This is a genomic window from Variovorax flavidus (assembly GCF_030317145.1).
Lineage (GTDB): Bacteria > Pseudomonadota > Gammaproteobacteria > Burkholderiales > Burkholderiaceae_C > Variovorax > Variovorax flavidus.
Genome location: NZ_JASZYE010000001.1, coordinates 1,028,828 through 1,047,792, shown reverse-complemented (window position 1 = coordinate 1,047,792; position 18,965 = coordinate 1,028,828). Strand labels below are relative to the sequence as shown.

Below are 18,965 nucleotides of genomic sequence, written 5' to 3'. Positions count from 1 at the left end.
CGGGGAGCATACGCAAGAGACTCAAGCCCCCACTCACCCCATGATGTTCACGCCACCATCCACGAACAGCGTCTGCCCCGTCAGCCTCCGTGCATACGGCGTCGCGAGGTAGGCGCAGGCAAAGCCGACATCGTCGATGTCGACCAGTTCCCCTACCGGCGCGCGGTTCGCGGCCTCGGTGAGCAGCAGGTCGAAATCCTTCAGCCCCGAGGCGGCGCGCGTCTTGAGCGGGCCGGGCGACACCGGATGCACGCGGATGCCCTTGGGGCCGAGTTCGAAGGCGAGATAGCGGCAGACGGCCTCCAGCGCTGCCTTCACCGGCCCCATCACGTTGTAGTTGGGCACCACCTTCTGCGCACCGAGGTAGCTCATCGCCATCATGGTGCCGCCCTCGGTCATCAGCGGTGCCGCGAGCCGGGCCATGCGAACGAAGGAGTGGCATGACACGTCCATCGCACGCCCGAAGCCCTCCGCCGAGCAATCGAGCAGGCCGCCCTGCAGATCGGCCTTCGGCGCGAACGCGATGGAGTGCACGAGGATGTCGAGCCGTCCCCACTGGTCCTCGATGGCCTTGAACACGGCTTCGAGTTGCCCCGGCTGCTCGACGTCGAGCGGCAGCACGATGGGCGCGTCCAGTGCCTTCGCCAGCGGCTCGACATGCGGGCGCGCCTTCTCGTTGAGATAGGTGATCGCCAGTTCGGCGCCGAGGCTGCGGAAGGCATTCGCACAGCCGTAGGCGATCGAGTGCTCGTTCGCGATGCCCACCACCAGCGCCTTCTTGCCGGCGAGGATGGGGTTGTGCTGTGGCGACATGGCGTTCATCCTCGTGTGAGCAAATCCCGCGTGTGCCGGGCGATCATTAGTTCCTCGTTGGTCGGGATCACCCACACGGCGACGCGGCTGCCCGGCGTGCTGATGCAGGGACCCCGGCTCGCGTTGGCATCGGGGTCGAGTTCGACACCCAGCCACGCAGCTTGCCGGCAGATGCGCTCGCGCACCTCGGCGGCGTGCTCGCCGATGCCCGCGGTGAAGACGATGGCGTCGAGCCCGCCCAGCGCAGCGACGAGCGATCCGAGTTCGCGGCCGATGCGGTAGATGAAGAGGTCGACCGCGACCTTCGCCTGCGGCTGCTCGGATGCGAGCAGTTCGCGCATGTCGCTCGACACGCCGGACACGCCGAGCAGGCCGGACTGGCTGTAGATCAGCTTCTCGACGGCTCGCGTATCCATGCCGCGCTCGTTCATGAGATAGAGGATCACGCCCGGGTCCAGCGCGCCGCAGCGCGTGCCCATCGGCAGGCCGTCGACGGCGGTGAAGCCCATGGTGCTGGCGATGCTGCGGCCGGCCTGCAGGGCGCACATGCTGGCGCCGTTGCCGAGGTGCAGCACCACCGTCTTGCCGCTGGCGGCGCGCGCATCAAACTTCGGCAGCACCGATGCGATGTACTCGTACGAGAGGCCGTGGAAGCCGTAGCGCCTCACGCCCGCGTCGGAAAGCTCCTTCGGCAACGCGAACATCTGGGCCAGCGGCGGGTTGGAGCGATGCGCGGCGGTGTCGAAGCAGGCGACCTGCGGCAGGTCGGGCGCGCGATCCAGCAGGGCGCGAATGGGCTCCAGGTTGTGCGGCTGGTGCAGTGGCGCGAGCGGCACCAGCTTCTCCAGCCGAGCTACCACTTCGCTGTCGACCCGCACCGGCGCCGCGTAGTCCATGCCGCCGTGCACCACCCGGTGGCCGACTGCGGCGAGCCGGTGCTCGTGGCCGTGCGTGGACCTCAGCCATTCGACGATGTGCACGATGGCGCCGTGGTGGTCCAGCTTGGCGTTGGCATCCCACTGTTTCTCGGCGACCTGCTTGCCGCCAGCGTCCTTGCCGACGAAGCGCGGCGACGCGGTGTACAGGCCCGAAACCTGTCCGCCCGCGACGAAGGGCAGGTCGTCCATGCCCGCGAACAGTGAGAACTTGAGGCTCGACGAGCCCGCGTTGAGGACGACGATCGCGTCGCTCATTGCGTGACCTCCGCGCATCGCACTGCGGTGCGAGCGCCTTCGGGCGGCCGGGCGGCGCTCATGCAATCACCTTCGCCGCGCTGTCACGCCGCGCTTGCGCCACCAGCACCGCAACGGCGCACGACGCGAGCCGCGCGGTCACCGAATCGGCGCGGCTGGTGAGGATGATCGGCACCTTTGCACCCAGAACGATGCCTGCCGAGTCGGCGTGCGCGAGGAAGCTCAGGCTCTTGGCCAGCATGTTGCCGGATTCGAGGTTGGGCACGATGAGCACGTTCGCCCGGCCGGCGACCGGCGAGACGATCTTCTTGATGCCGGCGGCCTCCAGGTTGATCGCGTTGTCGAGCGCCAGCGGCCCGTCGAGGATGGCGCCGGTGATCTGGCCGCGATCCGCCATCTTGCACAGGGCCGCGGCCTCGATCGTCGAAGGCACCTTGGGATTGACGGTCTCCATGGCCGACAGGATGGCGACGCGCACATCGGACTGGCGCAGGGCATGGGCCAGGTCGATGGCGTTCTGCACGATGTCGACTTTCTCTTCGAGCGTGGGCGCGATGTTCACGGCCGCGTCTGAAATGATCAGGGCATCTTCGTGCGCGGGCACATCCATGACGAAGCAGTGGCTGATGCGGCGCGCGGTGCGCAGGCCGGTGTCCTTGCGCACCACGGCGGCCATGAGTTCGTCGGTGTGCAGGCTGCCTTTCATGAGGGCCTCGGCCTTGCCGGCCTGCACCAGCTCGACCGCCTTCGTGGCGGCGGCGTGGCTGTGAGGCGCGTCCACCAGCTCGCAGCCTGAAAGATCCAGGTTGTTCTCCTTGGCCACGGCTTCGATCTTCGCCAACGGCCCGATGAGGATGGGCCGGATCAGGCCCAGGCGCGCGGCATCGAGCGCGCCGGAGAGCGAACTCGCGTCGCATGGATGCGCCACCGCCGTGGCCACGGGTTCAAGCGATCTCGCGAACTCGATGAGACGGTCGTACTTGTCGTGACTCATGGGGAACCTCCGTGCTTGTCAATGGGTCGCGGCGTTCAGGCCGCCCTGCGCGGCCGCACCGGCGCATCGAGCGACAGGATGCTTGCCACGCGGCGAAAACGCTCTTCCTGGTGCGCCGTGGGCTTGCCGCGGGCGCTCGCCACTTTCCGCGCGGCCTCGACAACCTTGCGGCGCTGATGCATCTCGGGCATGAGCCCCGGCAGGGCGGCGATGGCGCGCTCCTCGTCGAGCGCGACCACGAAGGCCTGCCGCTTCATCGCGGCCTTGATCGTCGCGAGCGACGGGCGGTGCTCGGGCTCCATCTCGTCGATCATGCGGCGCATCAGGTTGTAGGGGCGTTCGTCGACCACGTTTTCCTCACGACGCACGTACAGCAACAGTCGTGCCCACGCATCCGCCAGCGTGCCGGTCTCGAACTGCGATTCGATCTCCGCCCGCTTGAGGCGCTTGAGTTCGTCCTGCTCCCACGTCGCCGACTTCGGCCCGCGTCGGCCCAGCGCGTCGGCCCCGAGGCCGACGGCCGCGGCGAGCCACGGTGCCTCGTAGATCGCCTTGAACATGCGCTCGGACATCTCGTCGCGCACGTCGCGCACGCGGTCGAGGGATTCCTCGATGCGGCCGGAGACTTCGCGCTCGGCCTTCGTGAAGGGGTTGTCCGGCGCGGCGGGGAGGCGGTTGGCGCGCACGTTCTCGGCCATGGCCTGCACCCAGAACATCCATGGATTGAGGTTGGACAGGCCCCAGCGCTCCATGCGCGACGGGTTCGCGGCCCGCGCCGCCTCCGCGCTGGCTTCGTTCGTCATGGCCTTGACCAGCGGCGAGGCGAAGGTGTCGTAGAGCCCCTGGTTGATCTGGGCCACGCGATTGACGACCTCGAAGGCCTGCTCGTCCTTGCGTCCATCATCGAGCGCGAGGATGTCCTCGATGGTGCGCGGCACGAACTGGATCAGGTAGCGGCCTTCGAGGTAGGCGAGGCCGGGCATGTCGGGCTGCGTGTCCTGGATCACGGCCTCGTAGAGTCCGGGCGGCAAGGTCTCGATGAGGTCGAGCGCACTGGCCAGTTCGGAGGTCTCGCGCTTGGCGACGCCGGCGGAGACGAAGATGCCCAGGTGGCCGATCTTCTCGTGCAGGCAGTAGACGATGGTCTGTTCGTTCAGGCGGATCTCGTCCACGTTCGCATAGGAATCGGGAATCCAGTTGAGCGCCTGTTGCGGCGGCGTGATGTTGTCGCCCCATGACGCGAACACGACGATCGGCGTGCGGATGTTGCGGATGTCCACGCGGTGCTTGCCATCGAAGGACTCGACTTCGCCGGCCGACAGCTTGTTGCCGACGAAGAGGTTCTTCGTGATCCATTCCATCTCCTCCTTGTTCATGAGGAAGAGGCCGCCCCACCATTTCTCGAATTCGAGGAAGCGCTCGCGCTCGGTGTCCACCTGCGAGTACAGGTTGTAGAGCTTGGACCAGTAGGTGTTCGAGGGATTCAGGCTCTCGAAGTTGTTGACCAGATAGGCGCCGTCGAACTTGCCGTGCCCCAGGTCGCCGGCGAGCGAAGCCAGCCAGGTGCCGCCCAGCAGCCCGCCCGAATAGCGCATCGGGTTCTTGCCCTCGACGCCGGCCCAGTACGACACGGGCGATCCCGCCAGCAGGATCGGGCCGACGTGCTGGGGCGCCAGCGCCGCGAGCATGATGAGCGCCCAGCCGCCCTGGCAATTGCCGATGACGAAGGGCTTGCCTTCGGCGTCGGGATGCAGTTCGTTGACCTTCTTCATGAAGGCGATCTCGGCGGCGCAGACCGATTCGATGGTCTGGCCCGGCATCGGGTACGGAAAGAACATCACGAAGTAGCACGGATGGCCGTGCTGCAGCGCGATGCCGATCTCGCTGTCCATCTTGAAGCCGCCGATGCCCGGTCCGTGGCCTGCGCGCGGATCGATCACGACGAAAGGCCGCTTCTTCACGTCCGTCTTGGCGTGGCTCGCGTCGGGCTTGATGCGCACCAGCGCGTAGTTCGCGGGCTTCGGAAACTCCCGCGCGTCGAGCACCATGTCGTAGTCGAAGACGAGGACCGGCGGCTTGCCGGACTTGGCGTGTTCGAGGTACTGGTTGCCGCGCTCGCGCAGCACGTCCATGGTGAGGATGGAACGCTGCCAGGCGTCGATGCCGTACTCGGCGGCGGCCTGCGCGGCCTTCATCGGCCACAGTGTGGACAGTGCGGAACGGGAGAGGTCGGGGGGAGGGGCTTTGTCGGCCATCAATGCGCTCCTTGGATCGAAGGGCCATCGTCCTCGCCCTTTGTTTCAGAACTGTGGCGGCAATCCATGTGCACGTGGGTCACGCTGCCATCGCGCTTGAGTTTCAGTGGCAGGCCGCTCGCCTTGAATACTGCCAGCATCGGCGTGTTGTCGGCGAGCACTTCGGCCTTCAATGTGTCGAGATGCGACGCCCGGGCGATCAGGGTCAGATGGCGCATCAGCAGCTTGCCGATGCCCAGCCCCTGGTGCGGATCGTCGACCGCGAAGGCCATCTCGGCGCATCCCGGCTCCGACACGATGTAGCGGCCGCCGCCGGCGATCACCGGCTGGCCGTTTTCCTCCAGTTCGGCGGCCAACGCGACGTGGCTGACGAAATCCACCTCCATGTAATAGGCGATCTCGCGCTCGCTGAAGCTGTGCTTGGGCGAGAAGAAGCGGCGGTAGAGGGAGGCGTCGCCGGTGCGGCCGACTGCCGCGAGCATGGATTCGCGGTCCGAGGGCTTCAGCGCGCGGATGCGCACGGGGCGGCCGTCGCGCAGGATTTCGAGCGCAAGGTACTCGGCTGCGTTCATGAGTCGGACCTCTGGTGCGCGTGTTCGGGGGATGCGAGAGCTTGCGCTTGCGCCTCGCCGCCTGGGAATCCGACCAAAGTAGGATTTTCGCCTCGGCAAGCAGGTACTAACGTGGATGCGTTCTCATTCGCGCAGAGGGCGACCATGCAACAACCCACGCACATCGTCATAGGAAATCTCCCGGACGACGTCACCGAGGACGGCATCCGCGAGGCGCTCAGCAGCTTTGCACAGGCGGACAAGATCCGTCTGGCCAACGAGAGCGGCACCCCCACTGCGCTGATCGACGTGGAAATGTCGCGCGCCCAGGCCGAATCGCTGGCCCAGCGCATCAACGGCCGCTCCTACCAGGGCCGCGTGCTGCGGGCCTGGGTGCCGAAGATGGACTGGTAGCGCAAACACCGGCCGACTTCCCGCGAGCGAAGCATGGGCCCCTCTACATTGTTCGATCGCGTCGTCTCGGCCTTGTTCGGGCGGGATGGCTCGCAGGCCGACGATGCGGTGGAACGGCAACTGGTCGCCGACATGACCGAACTCGTGGTCGAGACGGTCGACCCGCGCATCCGCCTGCAGTCGCGCTATGCGGACAAGCTCGAAGGCTGCGTGCGCAAGACGATCGCGCACCTGCGCTCGATAGGCGGGCAGCCGCTGGACCCGCTGTTGCTGTCGCGCGCGGCCTGGAGCGGCGATCCCCGGCTGAATGCCTACTTCGCCTCGGCCGACGAAGTGCCCGCCTTCCTCGGCCGCAGCAAGGAACTGCGCGAGTTCTTCCGCGTGCCGTCGAACCGTGAAGCCGGCGAGGCCTTCGCGCTGCTGGCGATGAAGCGCGAGGAGCGCACCGTGCTGGGCGTACAGCAGCACGGCGACCGCGTGCAGCACGACGTGCCTCTCGCGACGGTGAGCTTTTCGGGCCACCGGCTCTTTGCGCCGTCGGCCACGGCCGACGCGACGCGGCTGGAAGTCGGGCGGCGCATCATCCGGCGCCTTGCGCAACTCGCACTGAAGCGCATCGTCGACCTGGACATGAAGGCGGCCGAGCTCGGCGAGCGCAAGGCCTGGCTCGCCGCGCGCCTGCGGCTGGTGAAGCTCGCGGTGGATGGCGCCGCAGGGCTGCTGGAGGACACGACCGAGACGCGATCGCAGATCGCGGCGATCGAACGCGAGCTCAAGGAGACGGTGCATGACTACATCGAGACGAAGGCCGGCGTCGCGACGCTCGACGCCTTCATCAAGCACATCGACGCCGTGTTCTCGCACCCCGAGCAGCAGGTGAGCCTGCAGCGGACGCCGGTGCGCCTGAGCCGCATGGGCGTGCGGGTGGATGGCGACCACCCCGGGCCGCTCAACGAATTCGTCATGACGGAACTGGCCATCGGAGAGGGCGTCGACGTCGTGATTGCCATCGTGCGGTGTCCGCTGGCCGAGATGCCACCGGAAGAAGACCTGCTCTCGAAGGCCGAACGCTTCATTTAGAGACGGATCACTGTCGGCAGGAGTCACGTGAAATGTCGAAATCGGGCCCCTTGCGAATCGTCTACGTCGTCGACGGCGATGCCTCGGTGCGCGAAGGCCTCTCGCGCCTGATGGACGCCGCGGGCCTGGAGCCGAAGCCCTGCGCGTCGGTGGAAGAGTTCTTGATCAAAGTGCAAGAGGACCATCCGGCCTGCGTCCTGCTCGACGTGCCAAGTGCCTGGAAGAGCGAAGCATCGGTGCGCACTTCGTTGCATATCGTTGCAGGAAAACTGCCTGTCATCGCCCTGTCATCGAACGACAGCTCCACTGCCCGGCGCAGGGCGCGCGAACTGGGTGCACGGCACTTCTTTCGCAAGCCGGTGGATGCTGCGGCGTTGCTGGATTCGATCGAATGGGTCGCGCAGAGCGATGGACGAAATGCTCCACCTCTTTGAGGACAGGAAAGTTACCACCACCTCTCATCGCCGCTTGACATCGGTCGAATGGCGGCTTGATGATTTGCGCGTTGGCCTACAACCACATGCGTTCCGGCGCGCAAGGAGCGAGGAAGAATCAATGAGCCGGGAACCGGCCAGAGTCCCGACCCAAGCCGACGCCGCTGAAAAGCGCTCGGACGCTGAAGCCATCCTGTTGGAGCGGCTCGCTTTCGAACGCCTGCTGGCCGACCTCTCGGAGCGCTTCGCAGATGTGTCCAGCGCCGACTTCCTGACCAAGGCCGAACGGTCGCTGTCCCAACTGGTTTCGTTTCTCGGCTATGACCGGTGCACCTTTGCCGAGCTGGTGGCCGGGGACTACCTCAACGTGCTGTGCTCGGCAGCCGCCAGTGGTCAGGAAGCGCTGCCGCGCGGCCGCTTCTCGTACCGGCTGCCCTGGTTTCTCGGCGAGTTGAGGGCAGGACGCGTGGTTTCGATGTCGAGGCTGCCGGACGATCTGCCGGCCCACGCGATCGACGAAGCCGAGCATTGCCGGAAAACTGGCCTGCGCTCGCACCTTTCCATACCGCTGCGCATCGGCGGGCGCGTGACCAGCGTGCTCTCGTTCGCGGCCGTGCGCGCGGCTCGCAGTTGGCCGCCCGACATGGTGGCCAGGCTCAAGATCGTCGGTGAGCTGCTGGGCGGTGCCATGGCCCTGGCGCGAACGGAGGAGGAGGCCCGGCAGTTGAGGCGCCGTGTCTGGCATGCCGACCGCGTGGCACGCGTCAGCGCGCTCACGGCTGCCATCGCCCACGAACTGAACCAGCCGCTTGCCGCCATCCTGAGCAATGCGCAGGCGGGTCTCAAGTACCTCGAACGCGGCGATGCGAGGCTCGATCTCGTTCAGAGCGTCCTCGAAGCCGTGGTGCGGGAAGACAAGCGGGCGGCGGAAACCATCCGCGCCATGCGTGCGCTGCTGCGGCACGACGAAACCCAGCACGAGCCCATCGACCTTGCCGTGGCCTTGCGCGAGGTTCTCCGCCTGATGGAGAGCGAACTGCTCAGGCAGGGCATTCGCGTCGAGACGCAGCTCGCCGAGGGATGCCGGGTCATGGGCGACAAGGCCCAGATCGAGCAGGTGGTGCTCAACCTGATGCTCAATGCCGCCTCGGCCATGCAAGCGGGCGAGCCGGCGCGGCGCTGCGTGCGGCTCGACGTTTCGCGGAACGAGGCCGGGAGTGTCGAGGTCGCGGTGCGCGACATGGGCAAGGGCATCGCGCCCGGGGAGCTGGAAACCATCTTCGAGCCGTTCTGGACCTCGCGGCACGAAGGGCTGGGTCTGGGCCTGGCGATCTGCCGCTCCATCGTCGAATCGCACAACGGGCGCATCTGGGCCGAGTCGAACGCCGACGGCGGGGCGAGCTTCCGCTTCGAGCTGCCGGCGGCGCCCGAAGAGACCGCAGACGCGCACACACCCCCTGCGTCCATCGAGCTGGAGCCGTCGACGGCATCCGGGGGCGCAGAAGAGGTCGTGTGCGTCATCGACGACGATCCCGCGGTCAGGGAGGGACTCGGACGGCTGCTTGAAGGGGCAGGGTGGACCGTCGCCTCCTACGGCTCGGCTGACGAGTTCGTTGCCCGGCCCCCCGCACCCCAGGTGGCCTGCATCCTGCTCGACATGCGCATGCCGGGCCTGTCCGGCGAGGCGCTGCAGCAGCGCTTGCTGGAGAAGGGTTGCGCGCCGCCCATCATCTTCGTCACCGGGCACGGCGAGGTGGCTTCCGGGATCGGTGCAATGAAGCTCGGCGCTTCCGATTTCCTCGAAAAGCCGGTGGACGCCGAAGTGCTGGTGGCCGCCGTGAGCCGCGCGATCGAACACAGCTCGGACCGGCGCAGGCACGAGCTGGCGCAGGTCGCGGCGATGGGACGGGTCGACAGACTCTCGCCCCGCGAGCGCGAAATCATGGAGCACGTGATCAGGGGCCGCATGAACAAGCAGATCGCGGCCGATCTGCTGATCGCGGAGCAGACCGTCAAGCAGCATCGCGGCCGGGTCATGGAAAAGATGGGCGTGCGCTCGGTCGTCGAGCTCGTGCAGGCCTGCGAGGCTGCCGGGCTCTTGTCGAACCAGCCATCGACCGCGGGGGCGTCGGAGGCAGGCAGGGATTCGGTGAAGCGGGCGGCAGCGCCGCTCTGAAGCAAACAACGGCGCCTGGAGCGTCATACAAGGAGACAACCGTGGAGACTCAAGTCGCATTCGATCTGGCGAGCACGAAAGCCGAGGGCGCATGGCGCGGCTTCACGCCCGGCCTGTGGCAGGACCGTGTCAACGTCCGGGAATTCATCCAGCGCAACTACACGCCCTACGAGGGGGACCACGCGTTCCTCCAGGGGCCCACCCCACGCACCGTGAAGCTCTGGGACACATTGAAGCCCTTGCTCGCGCAGGAGCGGGAGAAGGGCGTGCTCGGCGTGTCGCAGGTGCCGTCGAGCATCACGGCGCATGCGCCGGGCTACATCGACAAGGCCAACGAGATCATCGTCGGCCTGCAGACCGATGCACCACTGGTGCGCGCGATCATGCCCTTCGGCGGCTGGCGCGTGGTGGAGGACAGCCTGCGCGCTTACGGCTACGAACCCGACCCGAAGCTGGTCGAGGTCTTCACGAAGTACCGCAAGACGCACAACGCCGGCGTGTTCGACGCGTATACGCCCGAGATCCGCAAGGCGCGTTCGTCGCACGTGATCACGGGCCTGCCGGATGCCTACGGACGCGGGCGCATCGTCGGCGACTACCGCCGGGTGGCCTTGTACGGCATCGACTTCCTGGTTGCCGACAAGGAACGCGAGAAGCACGAGCTGGACGAGCGGCACTCGACGGAGGACACCATCCGCCTGCGCGAGGAACTGTCCGAGCAGATCCGATCGCTCCAGGAACTGAAGGAAATGGGCTCGGCCTACGGCTACGACATTTCCGTGCCGGCGGCCAATGCGCGCGAAGCCGTGCAGTGGACCTACTTCGCCTATCTCGCCGCGATCAAGCAGCAGAACGGCGCGGCGATGTCCGCCGGGCGCCTGACCACCTTCTGGGACATCTATTTCGAGCGCGATCTGCGCGAAGGCACGCTGAACGAATCGCAGGCCCAGGAAATCATCGACGACCTGGTCATCAAGTGGCGTCTGGTGCGCTTCCTGCGCGCGCCGGAATACAACCAGCTCTTCTCCGGCGATCCGGTGTGGGTCACGGAAGTCGAGGGCGGCATGGGCGAGGACGGCCGCACGCTCGTCACGAAGTCGGCCTTCCGCATGCTGCACACCCTGAACAACCTGGGCCCCGCGCCGGAGCCCAACATCACGGTGTTCTGGTCGCCACGGCTGCCCGAGGGTTTCAAGCGCTTCGCGATCAAGATCTCGATCGACACCAGCTCGATCCAGTACGAATCCGACGACCTCATGCGCCCCAAGTGGGGCGACGACTGCGCGATCGCCTGCTGCGTCTCCGCAATGCGGCTGGGCAAGCAGATGCAGTTCTTCGGCGCGCGGGTGAACCTCCCGAAGACGCTGCTCTACGCCTTCAACGGCGGGCGCGACGAGCTGACGGGCGAGCAGGTCGGGCCCATGCTGGCGCCGGTCACCGGCGACCTGCTCGACTACGACCAGGTGATGGAGCGCCTGAACCCGATGCTGGACTGGCTGGCGAAGACCTACGTCAATGCGCTCAACGTCATCCACTTCATGCATGACAAGTACTGCTACGAGGCCATAGAGATGGCGCTGCACGACCGCGACGTGCTGCGCACGCTGGCCTGCGGCATCGCCGGCCTCTCGCATGCGGCGGACAGCCTCTCGGCCATCCGCTACGCGAAGGTGAAGCCGATCCGCGACGAGCGCGGGCTCATCGTCGACTACGAGACCACGGGCGAATTCCCGTGCTTCGGGAACAACGACGACCGCGTCGACGACATCGCCCGCACGCTGGTGTCGATGATGATGAACAAGATTCGCATGTACCCGAGCTACCGCAACGCGCAGCACACGCAATCTGTGCTGACGATCACGTCCAACGTGGTCTACGGCAAGGGCACGGGCAATACACCGGACGGCCGCAAGAAGGGCGAGCCCTTTGCGCCGGGCGCCAATCCGTCCAACGGGCGCGACACGCACGGCGCGCTGGCGGCGCTGATGTCGGTGGCGAAGATCCCGTACGACGATGCGGAAGACGGCATCTCGCTGACGCTGTCGGTCGTGCCCTCGGCGCTCGGCACCGAGAGCGAGCGCATCACGCGCGGCAGCGATGCGCTCGACGCCTACTTCGTGAGCGGCGGCTTCCACGTCAACATCAACGTGCTGAACCGCGAGACGCTGCAGGACGCGATGGCGCATCCGGAGAAGTACCCGCAGCTCACGATCCGCGTGTCGGGCTATGCGGTGAACTTCATCAAGCTGACGAAGGAGCAACAGCTCGACGTGATCAACCGCACCTTCCACGGCGCGATGTAGGCCAGCACGGAAGCGCGCCATGGCCCAGTCATTGACCGGCAGCCGGTACGAGCTGCACGTTGCGAAGAAGGGGGCGGCAGAGACGAAGTCGCAGGACTACTACACGATCCACCCGGCCGACCTGGAGGAGTCCGGCGATCCCGGGGAGGACATCGTGGGCTACGTGCATTCGTGGGAGGTCGGGAGCACGGTGGACGGGCCGGGCATCCGCTTCGTGGCCTTTCTCACCGGCTGCTTCCTGCGATGCCAGTACTGCCACAACCCGGACACCTGGCACCGGAACAACGGGCGACAGGTGTCGGTCGGCCGGGCGATGCAGGAGATCGCCAAGTACGCGCAGGTGCTGAAGATCAGCCGTGGCGGCATCACGCTCTCGGGCGGCGAGCCGATGGTGCAGAAGGCCTTTGCCATGGAGATATTCCGCCGCTGCAAGCAGCTCGGCCTGCACACCTGCATCGACACCGCCGGCCGCCTCGGCGAGCGCATGACGGACGAGGAGCTGATGCAGATCGACCTGCACCTGCTCGACATCAAGTCGGGCGACCCCGTCATCTACGAGGAAGTCACGCGCCAGCCGCTGCAGCCGACGATCGACTACGCGCGCCGCCTCTCGGCGCTCGGGCGGCCGATGTGGGTGCGCTTCGTGCTGGTGCCGGGCCTCACCGATGGCTACGACAACGTCGAGAAGGTGGCGGACCTCTGCGCAGAACTCCGATCGCTGGAGCGGGTGGAGATCCTGCGCTTTCACCAGATGGGGCGCGACAAGTGGCAGCAGCTCGGCCTCGAATACCCGCTGCGCGACGTCGAGCCGCCTTCGCCGGAGCTGTCCGAGCGCGTGCGCGGTCAGTTTCGCAGCCGAGGGCTGACGGTGTACTGAACGCTGACAACAACAACGAGGAGAAGAATCATGGAGACCTTGCGCAACGTGCTGGCGCAGCAGCCGATGATGGCGCTGTTCCTGACCATCGCCATCGGCTACCTGCTGGGCGAAGTCAACATCAAGGGTTTTTCGCTCGGCGTGGGTGCCGTGCTTTTCGTGGCGCTCTTCATGGGCTGGCTGTCGCCCAAGTCGGCGCCCGCGCCGATGGTGGGGACGCTGGGGCTGGCGCTCTTCCTGTATGCCGTGGGGGTGCAGTACGGCAAGCAGTTCTTTCTGGGCCTCACGAGTTCGTACGGGCAGAAGGCGAACCTCATCGCACTGACCGGCGTGCTGCTGGCCGGCGTGGTGAGCATGCTGTTCATGAGGCTGTCGAACCTCCCGCTCGGGCACTCGCTGGGCCTGTTCGCCGGCGCCGGCACCAGCACGCCGACCTTGCAGGCGGCGATCGTGACGCTGGGCAACGACGATCCGGCGGTCGGCTACTCGGTGGCCTATCCGCTGGGCGTGGCCGGGCCGATCCTGTTCCTCTACGTGACCTTCATGCTGCTCAAGCCGAAGATCCAGGCGCCCACGGGGGGCGCGATCGAGTTGCTGGAGATCGCACCGGAGGAGGCCGCGATGAAGGGCAAGACCATCGGCGACCTGCTGGCCGGCCTGCCCGTGGGCATCGAGATCGCCGCATTGCGGCGAGCGCATCACAACCTGCCGGCCTCGCACACGATGGCGCTGGCTGCGAACGACGTGCTGCTGGTCACCGGGCCGAACCGCGAGGTGCTCGAACAGGCGGCGCGGCAGCTCGGCGAGGTCCATGCCGGCCGCATGACCGGCGATCGTCGCGACCTCGACTACGTCCGCGTCTTCGCCTCGCGCGCGGCCGTGGTCGGCCGCCCGCTGGGCGACCTGAAGCTGCCGGAAGGAAGGCCCAACGTGGTCGTGCAAGTGCGCCGCGGCGACGCCGACATCCTGCCGCGGCCGGACCTGGTACTGGAGTTCGGCGACCGTGTCGGCCTGCTCGCGCATCGCGATGACTTCGCGGCACTGCGCAAGTTCTTCGGCGATTCGATCAAGGGCACGGCGGAATTCAGCTACATCTCCATCGGGTTCGGCATGGCGTTGGGCTTCCTGCTCGGCGCAATCAACTTCCCGCTGCCCGGCGTGGGCAAGCTCGCGCTGGGCCTGTCGGGCGTGCTGATCGTGGCGCTGGTGCTCGGCCGCTTGCGCCGCACCGGCGGCATGAACTGGACCATGCCGCTGTCGGCGAACCTGGTGCTGCGCAATCTGGGGCTGACGCTGTTCCTGGCGCAGGTGGGCATGGCATCGGGTCCCAAGTTCGCGGCCACGGTCTCGCAGACGGGCTTCCTGATGCTCGGGCTGGCGGCCGTCGTCGTGGTGGCGCTCGTGCTGCCGATCCTGGTGCTGGGGCTGGGCGTGTTCAAGATGCCTTTCGACGAAGTGGCCGGCATCGTGGCGGGCGCATGCGGCAATCCGGCCATCCTGGCGTATTCGAACAAGCTGGCGCCGACGGACAAGCCGGACATCGGCTACGCGATGATCTTTCCGGGGATGACGATCATCAAGATCCTGTTCGTGGACATCGTGCCGGCGCTGGTTGGAGGGTGAGCGCCGCAGCGTCATGACGCCGTGCCCATGAATGAACCCCTTGACACGATCAACGCCGGCAACGTGGCAGGACTGGCCTACCTGCCGGTGAGCCTGTTCGGCTCGGTCATGGGTTTGTGCGGTCTGGCGCTGGCGTGGCGGCTCGCGGCGACCGAGTTCGGCCTGCCCGGGTGGGTGGGCGAGGTGCTTGGCTATGCGGCGGCCGCCGTCTTCGTCGTGCTGGTCCTTGCCTATGCGATCAAGTGTGTCAAGTCGCCCGCTGCAGTGCGTGCCGAATTCGCGCATCCCGTCGCGGCGAACTTCTTTGCGACACCGATCATTTCGCTGTTGCTTCTGCCGGCAGTCGTTGCACCCTATGCGCGCGCGCTGGCCAGTGTCCTTTGGCTCGTCGGCACCATTGCCATGCTGGGCTTCGCCTGGTTGATCGTGAGCCGATGGATGAGCGTGCGGCAACACATCGCGCATGCCACGCCCGCCTGGATCGTCCCGGTCGTCGGAACGCTCAACATTTCGATGGCCGGCATTCCGCTGAACCTTCCCGGCTCGCGTGCCGTGTGCGTATTCGCACTGGCAGTGGGCCTGTTCTTCGCGGTGCCGCTCTTCACGCTGATTCTCTCCAGGCTGATCTTCGAGGAGCCGATGCCCCAGCCGCTGCAGCCTTCGTTGATGATCCTGGTCGCACCTTTCGCCGTCGGCTTCTCGGCCTATCTCAATGTTGCGGGACGGCTCGATCTGTTCGCGGAGTTGCTCTTCTACCTTGCAGTCTTCATGCTCGCGGTTCTGCTGCCCAAGCTGGTGCGCCTGCGCAGTTGCTCGCCCTTCCACACGTCGTGGTGGGCCGTGAGCTTTCCGCTGGCGGCAATGACGCTTGCTGCGCTGAAGTTCAGCGTTGAACAGCCAGCGTGGCCGGCACAGGCGTTCGCACTTGCAATGCTGGCTTTCACGACCTTGGTGATTCTGTCGCTGGGTCTTCGTACAAGCATGGGCATGGCCCAGGGCGAATTGCGCGCGTTGACGCTCTGAATGCGGAAAGGAGACAAGCATGGAAATTCGATTCGCATTCGATCTGGCGAGGTCTGAATGACCGCACTGGTGATTGCCGAGCACGACCATGCCGCTGTCCGGCCGGCGACGCTGAATGCCGTCACTGCCGCATTGGCATGCATGGCCGGCGACGTTCATGTGCTTGTCGCCGGGTCGAACCTGGGGGATGCCGTCAAGGCGGCAGCCGGGATCGTGGGCGTGAGCAGGGTCGTCGCCGTCGACAGCCCGTTCCTCGCCGACAACCTGGCCGAGAACCTGGCCGCCCAGATCGTGTCGATGTCGGAGGGCTACAGCCACATTCTTTTCGCGGCCAGCGCCAACGGCAAGAGCGTGGCCCCTCGCGTGGCCGCATTGCTGGACGTGGCCGCGATCAGCGAGATCACACGGGTCATCGCGCCTGACACCTTCGAGCGGCCCATCTATGCGGGCAACGTGATTGCCACGGTGCGCAGCGGCGACGCCATCAAGGTGCTGACGGTGCGCACCACCAGCTTCAATGCGGCTGCCGCAACGGGCGGCGTCGCCACGGTGGAGAACGCCGATGCGGTGGCCGACTTCGGCAAGAGCAGATTCATCGGCCGGGAGATCCACCGTAGCGAGCGTCCGGAGCTGACGACGGCGGAGGTCATCGTCGCCGGGGGGCGCGGTCTCGGCAGCGCCGAGAAGTTCATGGACGTGCTGGCACCGCTGGCGGACCGGTTGAACGCCGGCCTTGGTGCGAGCCTGGCAGCCGTCGACGAAGGCTACGCGCCCAACGACTGGCAGGTGGGACAGACCGGAAAGATCGTGGCGCCGCAGCTCTACATCGCCTGCGGGATTTCAGGCGCGGTCCAGCATCTCACCGGCATCCAGGATTCGAAGGTGATCGTGGCGATCAATGCGGACGAGGAGGCCCCGATTTTTTCGATCGCAGACTACGGGCTGGTGGCCGACCTGTTCGTCGCGGTGCCGGAACTGGTCGCCGCATTGGGTCCGGAGCCGCGATGACCGAAGCGACGGTCGCCACCGAACCAACGCGCGAGCCGTTGCTGAGCCCGGTGGACCGCATATCGGAGCTGCTCTTCGGCCTGCTCATGGCGCTCAGCTTCACCGGCGCCGTGTCGGTGACGGAAGCCGGGCGCGCGGAAATCCGCGTGATGTTCGTCGCCGCACTGGGGTGCAACCTGGCATGGGGCCTCGTCGATGCGGTCATGTACCTGGTTCGCACGGTCGCGGATCGCGGCAGATGGCTCACGCTCGTCCACTCGGTACGGGGCGCGCCGGACGCGCAGGCGGGCCGGGCGGCGCTCGGACGCTCGCTGTCGCGCGACATGGCCGGCCTGGTCTCGCCGGCGGAGATCGAGGCCATCCGCCGCCGGATCGTCGCGCTGCCATCCGTGCCGGCGAAGCCCACGGTGGGCGGGGATGACCTGCGCGCGGCGTTGGCGGTGTTCGTCTTCGTGGTGGTGGCGACCTTTCCCGTGGTGCTGCCTTTCGCGCTGATGCAGGACGTGGGGGCGGCAAAGAACACGTCGCGCGCCATCGCACTGGTCATGCTGTTCTTTGGCGGGCTGGGTCTCGGCCGCTACGCCGGCTATGGCAGCTGGAAGTTGGGCATCCTGATGGCAGGGCTGGGCACGCTGCTCGTGGGCGCCATCAAGGTGCTCGGGGGATGAGTGCCGGGCTGCGGGCCTTCGCCGCGTCTGCGGCTTTCATCGCCACGGCCGCGCGGGCCGGCGACGGCGGGGTCGACGAATGCTGCGTTGGCGGGGCGGCCGCGCTGTTGTGGGAGTTCGCCGCCACGGCGTACCCCACGATCGTTCGCGGAGGATCGGACTACACGTCGGCCGTGTTCGCAGCCCAGCGCGGCGCGCTGCATCTCGAAGCCAGGGTCAACTACGAATCGGTCGGGGCGCGCTCGGCCTTCATCGGCTGGACCTTCGCCGGCGGGGAAGAGCTCACCTGGGAACTGACACCCCTGCTCGGAACCGCCTGGGGCACCACCAAGGCTTTCGTGCCCGGCCTGCAAGCGAGCGTAGGCTGGCGCCGCTTCGACTTCTACGTCGAGGCCGAATACGTGCGCTTTCGCGAGGAGAGCAGCCGATACCTCTATGCCTGGAGCGAGTTGGGCTACCGGCCGGTCGAGTGGCTTCGCGTGGGGCTCGCGGCCCAGCGGACCCGGGCCTATGGCGGAGATCGCGACATCCAGCGCGGGCCGTTCGCGCAAGTGACGTGGCGCCAGTTCACCGTCGGGGGTTTCTGGTTCAACCCGGGCTCGAAGGACCAGGTCTTCGTCGCGTCGATCGGCGCGGCGTTCTGACGCGTCCGGGGAACCGCATTCCGCTCATTCAGGCAGTGCGTTCAACACATACACCGCCTCGATCAGCGGCGACGGCACCGTGCCGGGCGGAAAGCTCTGGCGAAACACTCTGGTGATCTCGCCACTGCGGTAGGTCTCGGCCAGGGCGCGATTGACGGCGAGCCGCATGTCCTGGTCCCGGCGCATCATCAGCGAATAGGTCTCCATGGAGAGGTAATCGTCGCTGAGCCGAAGCGTCGCACCGGCCGGGCCGCCCGTCACCTCGCCCACGAGGATCAGGCGGTCGGTGGCATAGGCATCGGCGCGGCCGTCACGCACCGCGGCGATGCCGTCGGTGTGAGTCTGGACCGTCACGAAGACTGGCACGACGCCACGCGAAGGCAGCCCCTTGAGCACCTGCTCGGTCGTGGTGCCGGGAATGACACCGACGCGCTTTCCGTTCAGGTCGGGAGCGCGGGCGATCGGTGAGGACGCCAACGAGACGAACGAAGCGCCCTCGACCCAGATGGCGTTGCTGAAATCGACCTGCTTCTCCCGACCCAGCGTGCGCGTGGTGCTGCCGCATTCGAGGTCGACGCTGCCGTCGCTGACGGCCTGCATCCGCGTCACCGCGGTGACGGGAATCCATTGCACGTCGAGCTTGGCAAGCTTGAGCTGCGATTGCAGAGAGCTGGCCACGCGCTTGCACAGTTCGACCGAGTAACCCGCGGGTGTTCCATCAGCGGCCTTGAACGAGAACGGATTGGCATCCTCGCGATAGCCGAGCTTGAGTGTCTGGGTCTGTGCGATGCGGGCGAGCGAGTCTCGCGGTGCGTTCCCTGGCGCGTTGGCGCAGGCGCCCAGCAGGGTCGACATCGAGAGTGACGCCGCCAGCGCCAGAGAGCGTGAATCCATGCTTCATCCTTCAGG

17 protein-coding genes are annotated in these 18,965 nt (G+C 66.7%); 11 read left to right on the top strand and 6 right to left on the bottom strand.

From position 1 onward, the window contains the following. Nucleotides 1-33: 33 nt before the first annotated feature. From fabI to QTH90_RS05035, 5 genes are read right to left on the bottom strand one after another with little or no spacing between them, the layout of a single operon-like run. Nucleotides 34-822: an enoyl-ACP reductase FabI gene (fabI, locus tag QTH90_RS05055; RefSeq protein WP_286663419.1), complete on the bottom strand. Its 789-nt coding sequence runs from the start codon at nucleotides 820-822 to the stop codon at nucleotides 34-36. Beyond that, nucleotides 819-2,006 (bottom strand): acetate/propionate family kinase, encoded by a 1,188-nt coding sequence (locus QTH90_RS05050; protein ID WP_286663418.1) that lies wholly within the window; start codon nucleotides 2,004-2,006, stop codon nucleotides 819-821. The genes fabI and QTH90_RS05050 overlap by 4 nt, the downstream gene beginning before the upstream one ends. A 58-nt stretch (nucleotides 2,007-2,064) precedes the next feature. Beyond that, the gene (locus tag QTH90_RS05045; protein ID WP_286663417.1) at nucleotides 2,065-3,000 is read right to left on the bottom strand and encodes a phosphate acetyltransferase; all 936 of its coding nucleotides are present in this window, start codon (nucleotides 2,998-3,000) and stop codon (nucleotides 2,065-2,067) included. Between the two features lie 35 nt (nucleotides 3,001-3,035). Then, nucleotides 3,036-5,255 carry a TerB family tellurite resistance protein gene (locus QTH90_RS05040; protein WP_286663416.1) on the bottom strand — a complete coding sequence of 740 codons (2,220 nt, stop codon included), beginning with the start codon at nucleotides 5,253-5,255 and terminating at the stop codon, nucleotides 3,036-3,038. After that, nucleotides 5,255-5,827, bottom strand: a complete 573-nt coding sequence (locus QTH90_RS05035) for a GNAT family N-acetyltransferase (protein WP_286663415.1) — start codon at nucleotides 5,825-5,827, stop codon at nucleotides 5,255-5,257. The genes QTH90_RS05040 and QTH90_RS05035 overlap by 1 nt, the downstream gene beginning before the upstream one ends. A gap of 144 nt (nucleotides 5,828-5,971) precedes the next feature. Here QTH90_RS05035 and QTH90_RS05030 point away from each other — a divergent pair, with 144 nt between their 5' ends. The 11 genes from QTH90_RS05030 to QTH90_RS04980 all read left to right on the top strand — a co-directional run bounded on the left by QTH90_RS05030 (nucleotide 5,972) and on the right by QTH90_RS04980 (nucleotide 18,056). Continuing rightward, entirely contained in the window at nucleotides 5,972-6,220 is a 249-nt protein-coding gene (locus tag QTH90_RS05030) for an RNA recognition motif domain-containing protein (protein WP_286663414.1), read from the top strand. A 33-nt stretch (nucleotides 6,221-6,253) separates the two neighbouring features. Further along, nucleotides 6,254-7,300, top strand: coding sequence for a hypothetical protein (locus QTH90_RS05025; RefSeq protein ID WP_286663413.1), 1,047 nt, complete (start codon nucleotides 6,254-6,256; stop codon nucleotides 7,298-7,300). 32 nt (nucleotides 7,301-7,332) lie between these two features. Next, a complete protein-coding gene (locus tag QTH90_RS05020; RefSeq protein WP_286663412.1) occupies nucleotides 7,333-7,734 on the top strand; it encodes a response regulator in 402 nt (133 codons plus the stop codon). Between the two features lie 121 nt (nucleotides 7,735-7,855). Then, nucleotides 7,856-9,910 (top strand): ATP-binding protein, encoded by a 2,055-nt coding sequence (locus tag QTH90_RS05015; protein ID WP_286663411.1) that lies wholly within the window; start codon nucleotides 7,856-7,858, stop codon nucleotides 9,908-9,910. 41 nt (nucleotides 9,911-9,951) lie between these two features. Beyond that, nucleotides 9,952-12,213 carry a formate C-acetyltransferase gene (gene pflB / locus QTH90_RS05010; RefSeq protein ID WP_286663410.1) on the top strand — a complete coding sequence of 754 codons (2,262 nt, stop codon included), beginning with the start codon at nucleotides 9,952-9,954 and terminating at the stop codon, nucleotides 12,211-12,213. A gap of 19 nt (nucleotides 12,214-12,232) precedes the next feature. Next, nucleotides 12,233-13,090 carry a pyruvate formate-lyase-activating protein gene (gene pflA, locus QTH90_RS05005; protein ID WP_286663409.1) on the top strand — a complete coding sequence of 286 codons (858 nt, stop codon included), beginning with the start codon at nucleotides 12,233-12,235 and terminating at the stop codon, nucleotides 13,088-13,090. A gap of 30 nt (nucleotides 13,091-13,120) precedes the next feature. Beyond that, a complete protein-coding gene (locus QTH90_RS05000; protein ID WP_286663408.1) occupies nucleotides 13,121-14,713 on the top strand; it encodes an aspartate:alanine exchanger family transporter in 1,593 nt (530 codons plus the stop codon). Nucleotides 14,714-14,740: 27 nt separating this feature from the next. Then, nucleotides 14,741-15,736 carry an SLAC1 anion channel family protein gene (locus tag QTH90_RS04995; protein WP_286663407.1) on the top strand — a complete coding sequence of 332 codons (996 nt, stop codon included), beginning with the start codon at nucleotides 14,741-14,743 and terminating at the stop codon, nucleotides 15,734-15,736. A gap of 57 nt (nucleotides 15,737-15,793) precedes the next feature. Further along, the gene (locus QTH90_RS04990; protein ID WP_286663406.1) at nucleotides 15,794-16,744 is read left to right on the top strand and encodes an electron transfer flavoprotein subunit alpha/FixB family protein; all 951 of its coding nucleotides are present in this window, start codon (nucleotides 15,794-15,796) and stop codon (nucleotides 16,742-16,744) included. Then, nucleotides 16,741-17,412: a hypothetical protein gene (locus tag QTH90_RS04985; protein WP_286663405.1), complete on the top strand. Its 672-nt coding sequence runs from the start codon at nucleotides 16,741-16,743 to the stop codon at nucleotides 17,410-17,412. Before QTH90_RS04990 ends, QTH90_RS04985 begins: the two co-directional genes overlap by 4 nt. Beyond that, nucleotides 17,409-18,056 carry a hypothetical protein gene (locus tag QTH90_RS04980; protein WP_286663404.1) on the top strand — a complete coding sequence of 216 codons (648 nt, stop codon included), beginning with the start codon at nucleotides 17,409-17,411 and terminating at the stop codon, nucleotides 18,054-18,056. The genes QTH90_RS04985 and QTH90_RS04980 overlap by 4 nt, the downstream gene beginning before the upstream one ends. A 24-nt stretch (nucleotides 18,057-18,080) precedes the next feature. On the opposite strand, the gene QTH90_RS04975 is transcribed toward QTH90_RS04980, so the two are convergent. Further along, complete coding sequence (locus tag QTH90_RS04975) at nucleotides 18,081-18,950, bottom strand: amino acid ABC transporter substrate-binding protein (protein WP_286663403.1); 870 nt, start codon at nucleotides 18,948-18,950, stop codon at nucleotides 18,081-18,083. Nucleotides 18,951-18,965 lie beyond the last annotated feature (15 nt).

What these genes read in the sequence shown, in the direction of transcription:
- fabI (WP_286663419.1), bottom strand. Translation starts at nt 822, where the DNA reads ATGAACGCCATGTCGCCACAGCACAACCCCATCCTCGCCGGCAAGAAG.
- QTH90_RS05050 (WP_286663418.1), bottom strand. Translation starts at nt 2,006, where the DNA reads ATGAGCGACGCGATCGTCGTCCTCAACGCGGGCTCGTCGAGCCTCAAG.
- QTH90_RS05045 (WP_286663417.1), bottom strand. Translation starts at nt 3,000, where the DNA reads ATGAGTCACGACAAGTACGACCGTCTCATCGAGTTCGCGAGATCGCTT.
- QTH90_RS05040 (WP_286663416.1), bottom strand. Translation starts at nt 5,255, where the DNA reads ATGGCCGACAAAGCCCCTCCCCCCGACCTCTCCCGTTCCGCACTGTCC.
- QTH90_RS05035 (WP_286663415.1), bottom strand. Translation starts at nt 5,827, where the DNA reads ATGAACGCAGCCGAGTACCTTGCGCTCGAAATCCTGCGCGACGGCCGC.
- QTH90_RS05030 (WP_286663414.1), top strand. Translation starts at nt 5,972, where the DNA reads ATGCAACAACCCACGCACATCGTCATAGGAAATCTCCCGGACGACGTC.
- QTH90_RS05025 (WP_286663413.1), top strand. Translation starts at nt 6,254, where the DNA reads ATGGGCCCCTCTACATTGTTCGATCGCGTCGTCTCGGCCTTGTTCGGG.
- QTH90_RS05020 (WP_286663412.1), top strand. Translation starts at nt 7,333, where the DNA reads ATGTCGAAATCGGGCCCCTTGCGAATCGTCTACGTCGTCGACGGCGAT.
- QTH90_RS05015 (WP_286663411.1), top strand. Translation starts at nt 7,856, where the DNA reads ATGAGCCGGGAACCGGCCAGAGTCCCGACCCAAGCCGACGCCGCTGAA.
- pflA (WP_286663409.1), top strand. Translation starts at nt 12,233, where the DNA reads ATGGCCCAGTCATTGACCGGCAGCCGGTACGAGCTGCACGTTGCGAAG.
- QTH90_RS05000 (WP_286663408.1), top strand. Translation starts at nt 13,121, where the DNA reads ATGGAGACCTTGCGCAACGTGCTGGCGCAGCAGCCGATGATGGCGCTG.
- QTH90_RS04995 (WP_286663407.1), top strand. Translation starts at nt 14,741, where the DNA reads ATGAATGAACCCCTTGACACGATCAACGCCGGCAACGTGGCAGGACTG.
- QTH90_RS04990 (WP_286663406.1), top strand. Translation starts at nt 15,794, where the DNA reads ATGACCGCACTGGTGATTGCCGAGCACGACCATGCCGCTGTCCGGCCG.
- QTH90_RS04985 (WP_286663405.1), top strand. Translation starts at nt 16,741, where the DNA reads ATGACCGAAGCGACGGTCGCCACCGAACCAACGCGCGAGCCGTTGCTG.
- QTH90_RS04980 (WP_286663404.1), top strand. Translation starts at nt 17,409, where the DNA reads ATGAGTGCCGGGCTGCGGGCCTTCGCCGCGTCTGCGGCTTTCATCGCC.
- QTH90_RS04975 (WP_286663403.1), bottom strand. Translation starts at nt 18,950, where the DNA reads ATGGATTCACGCTCTCTGGCGCTGGCGGCGTCACTCTCGATGTCGACC.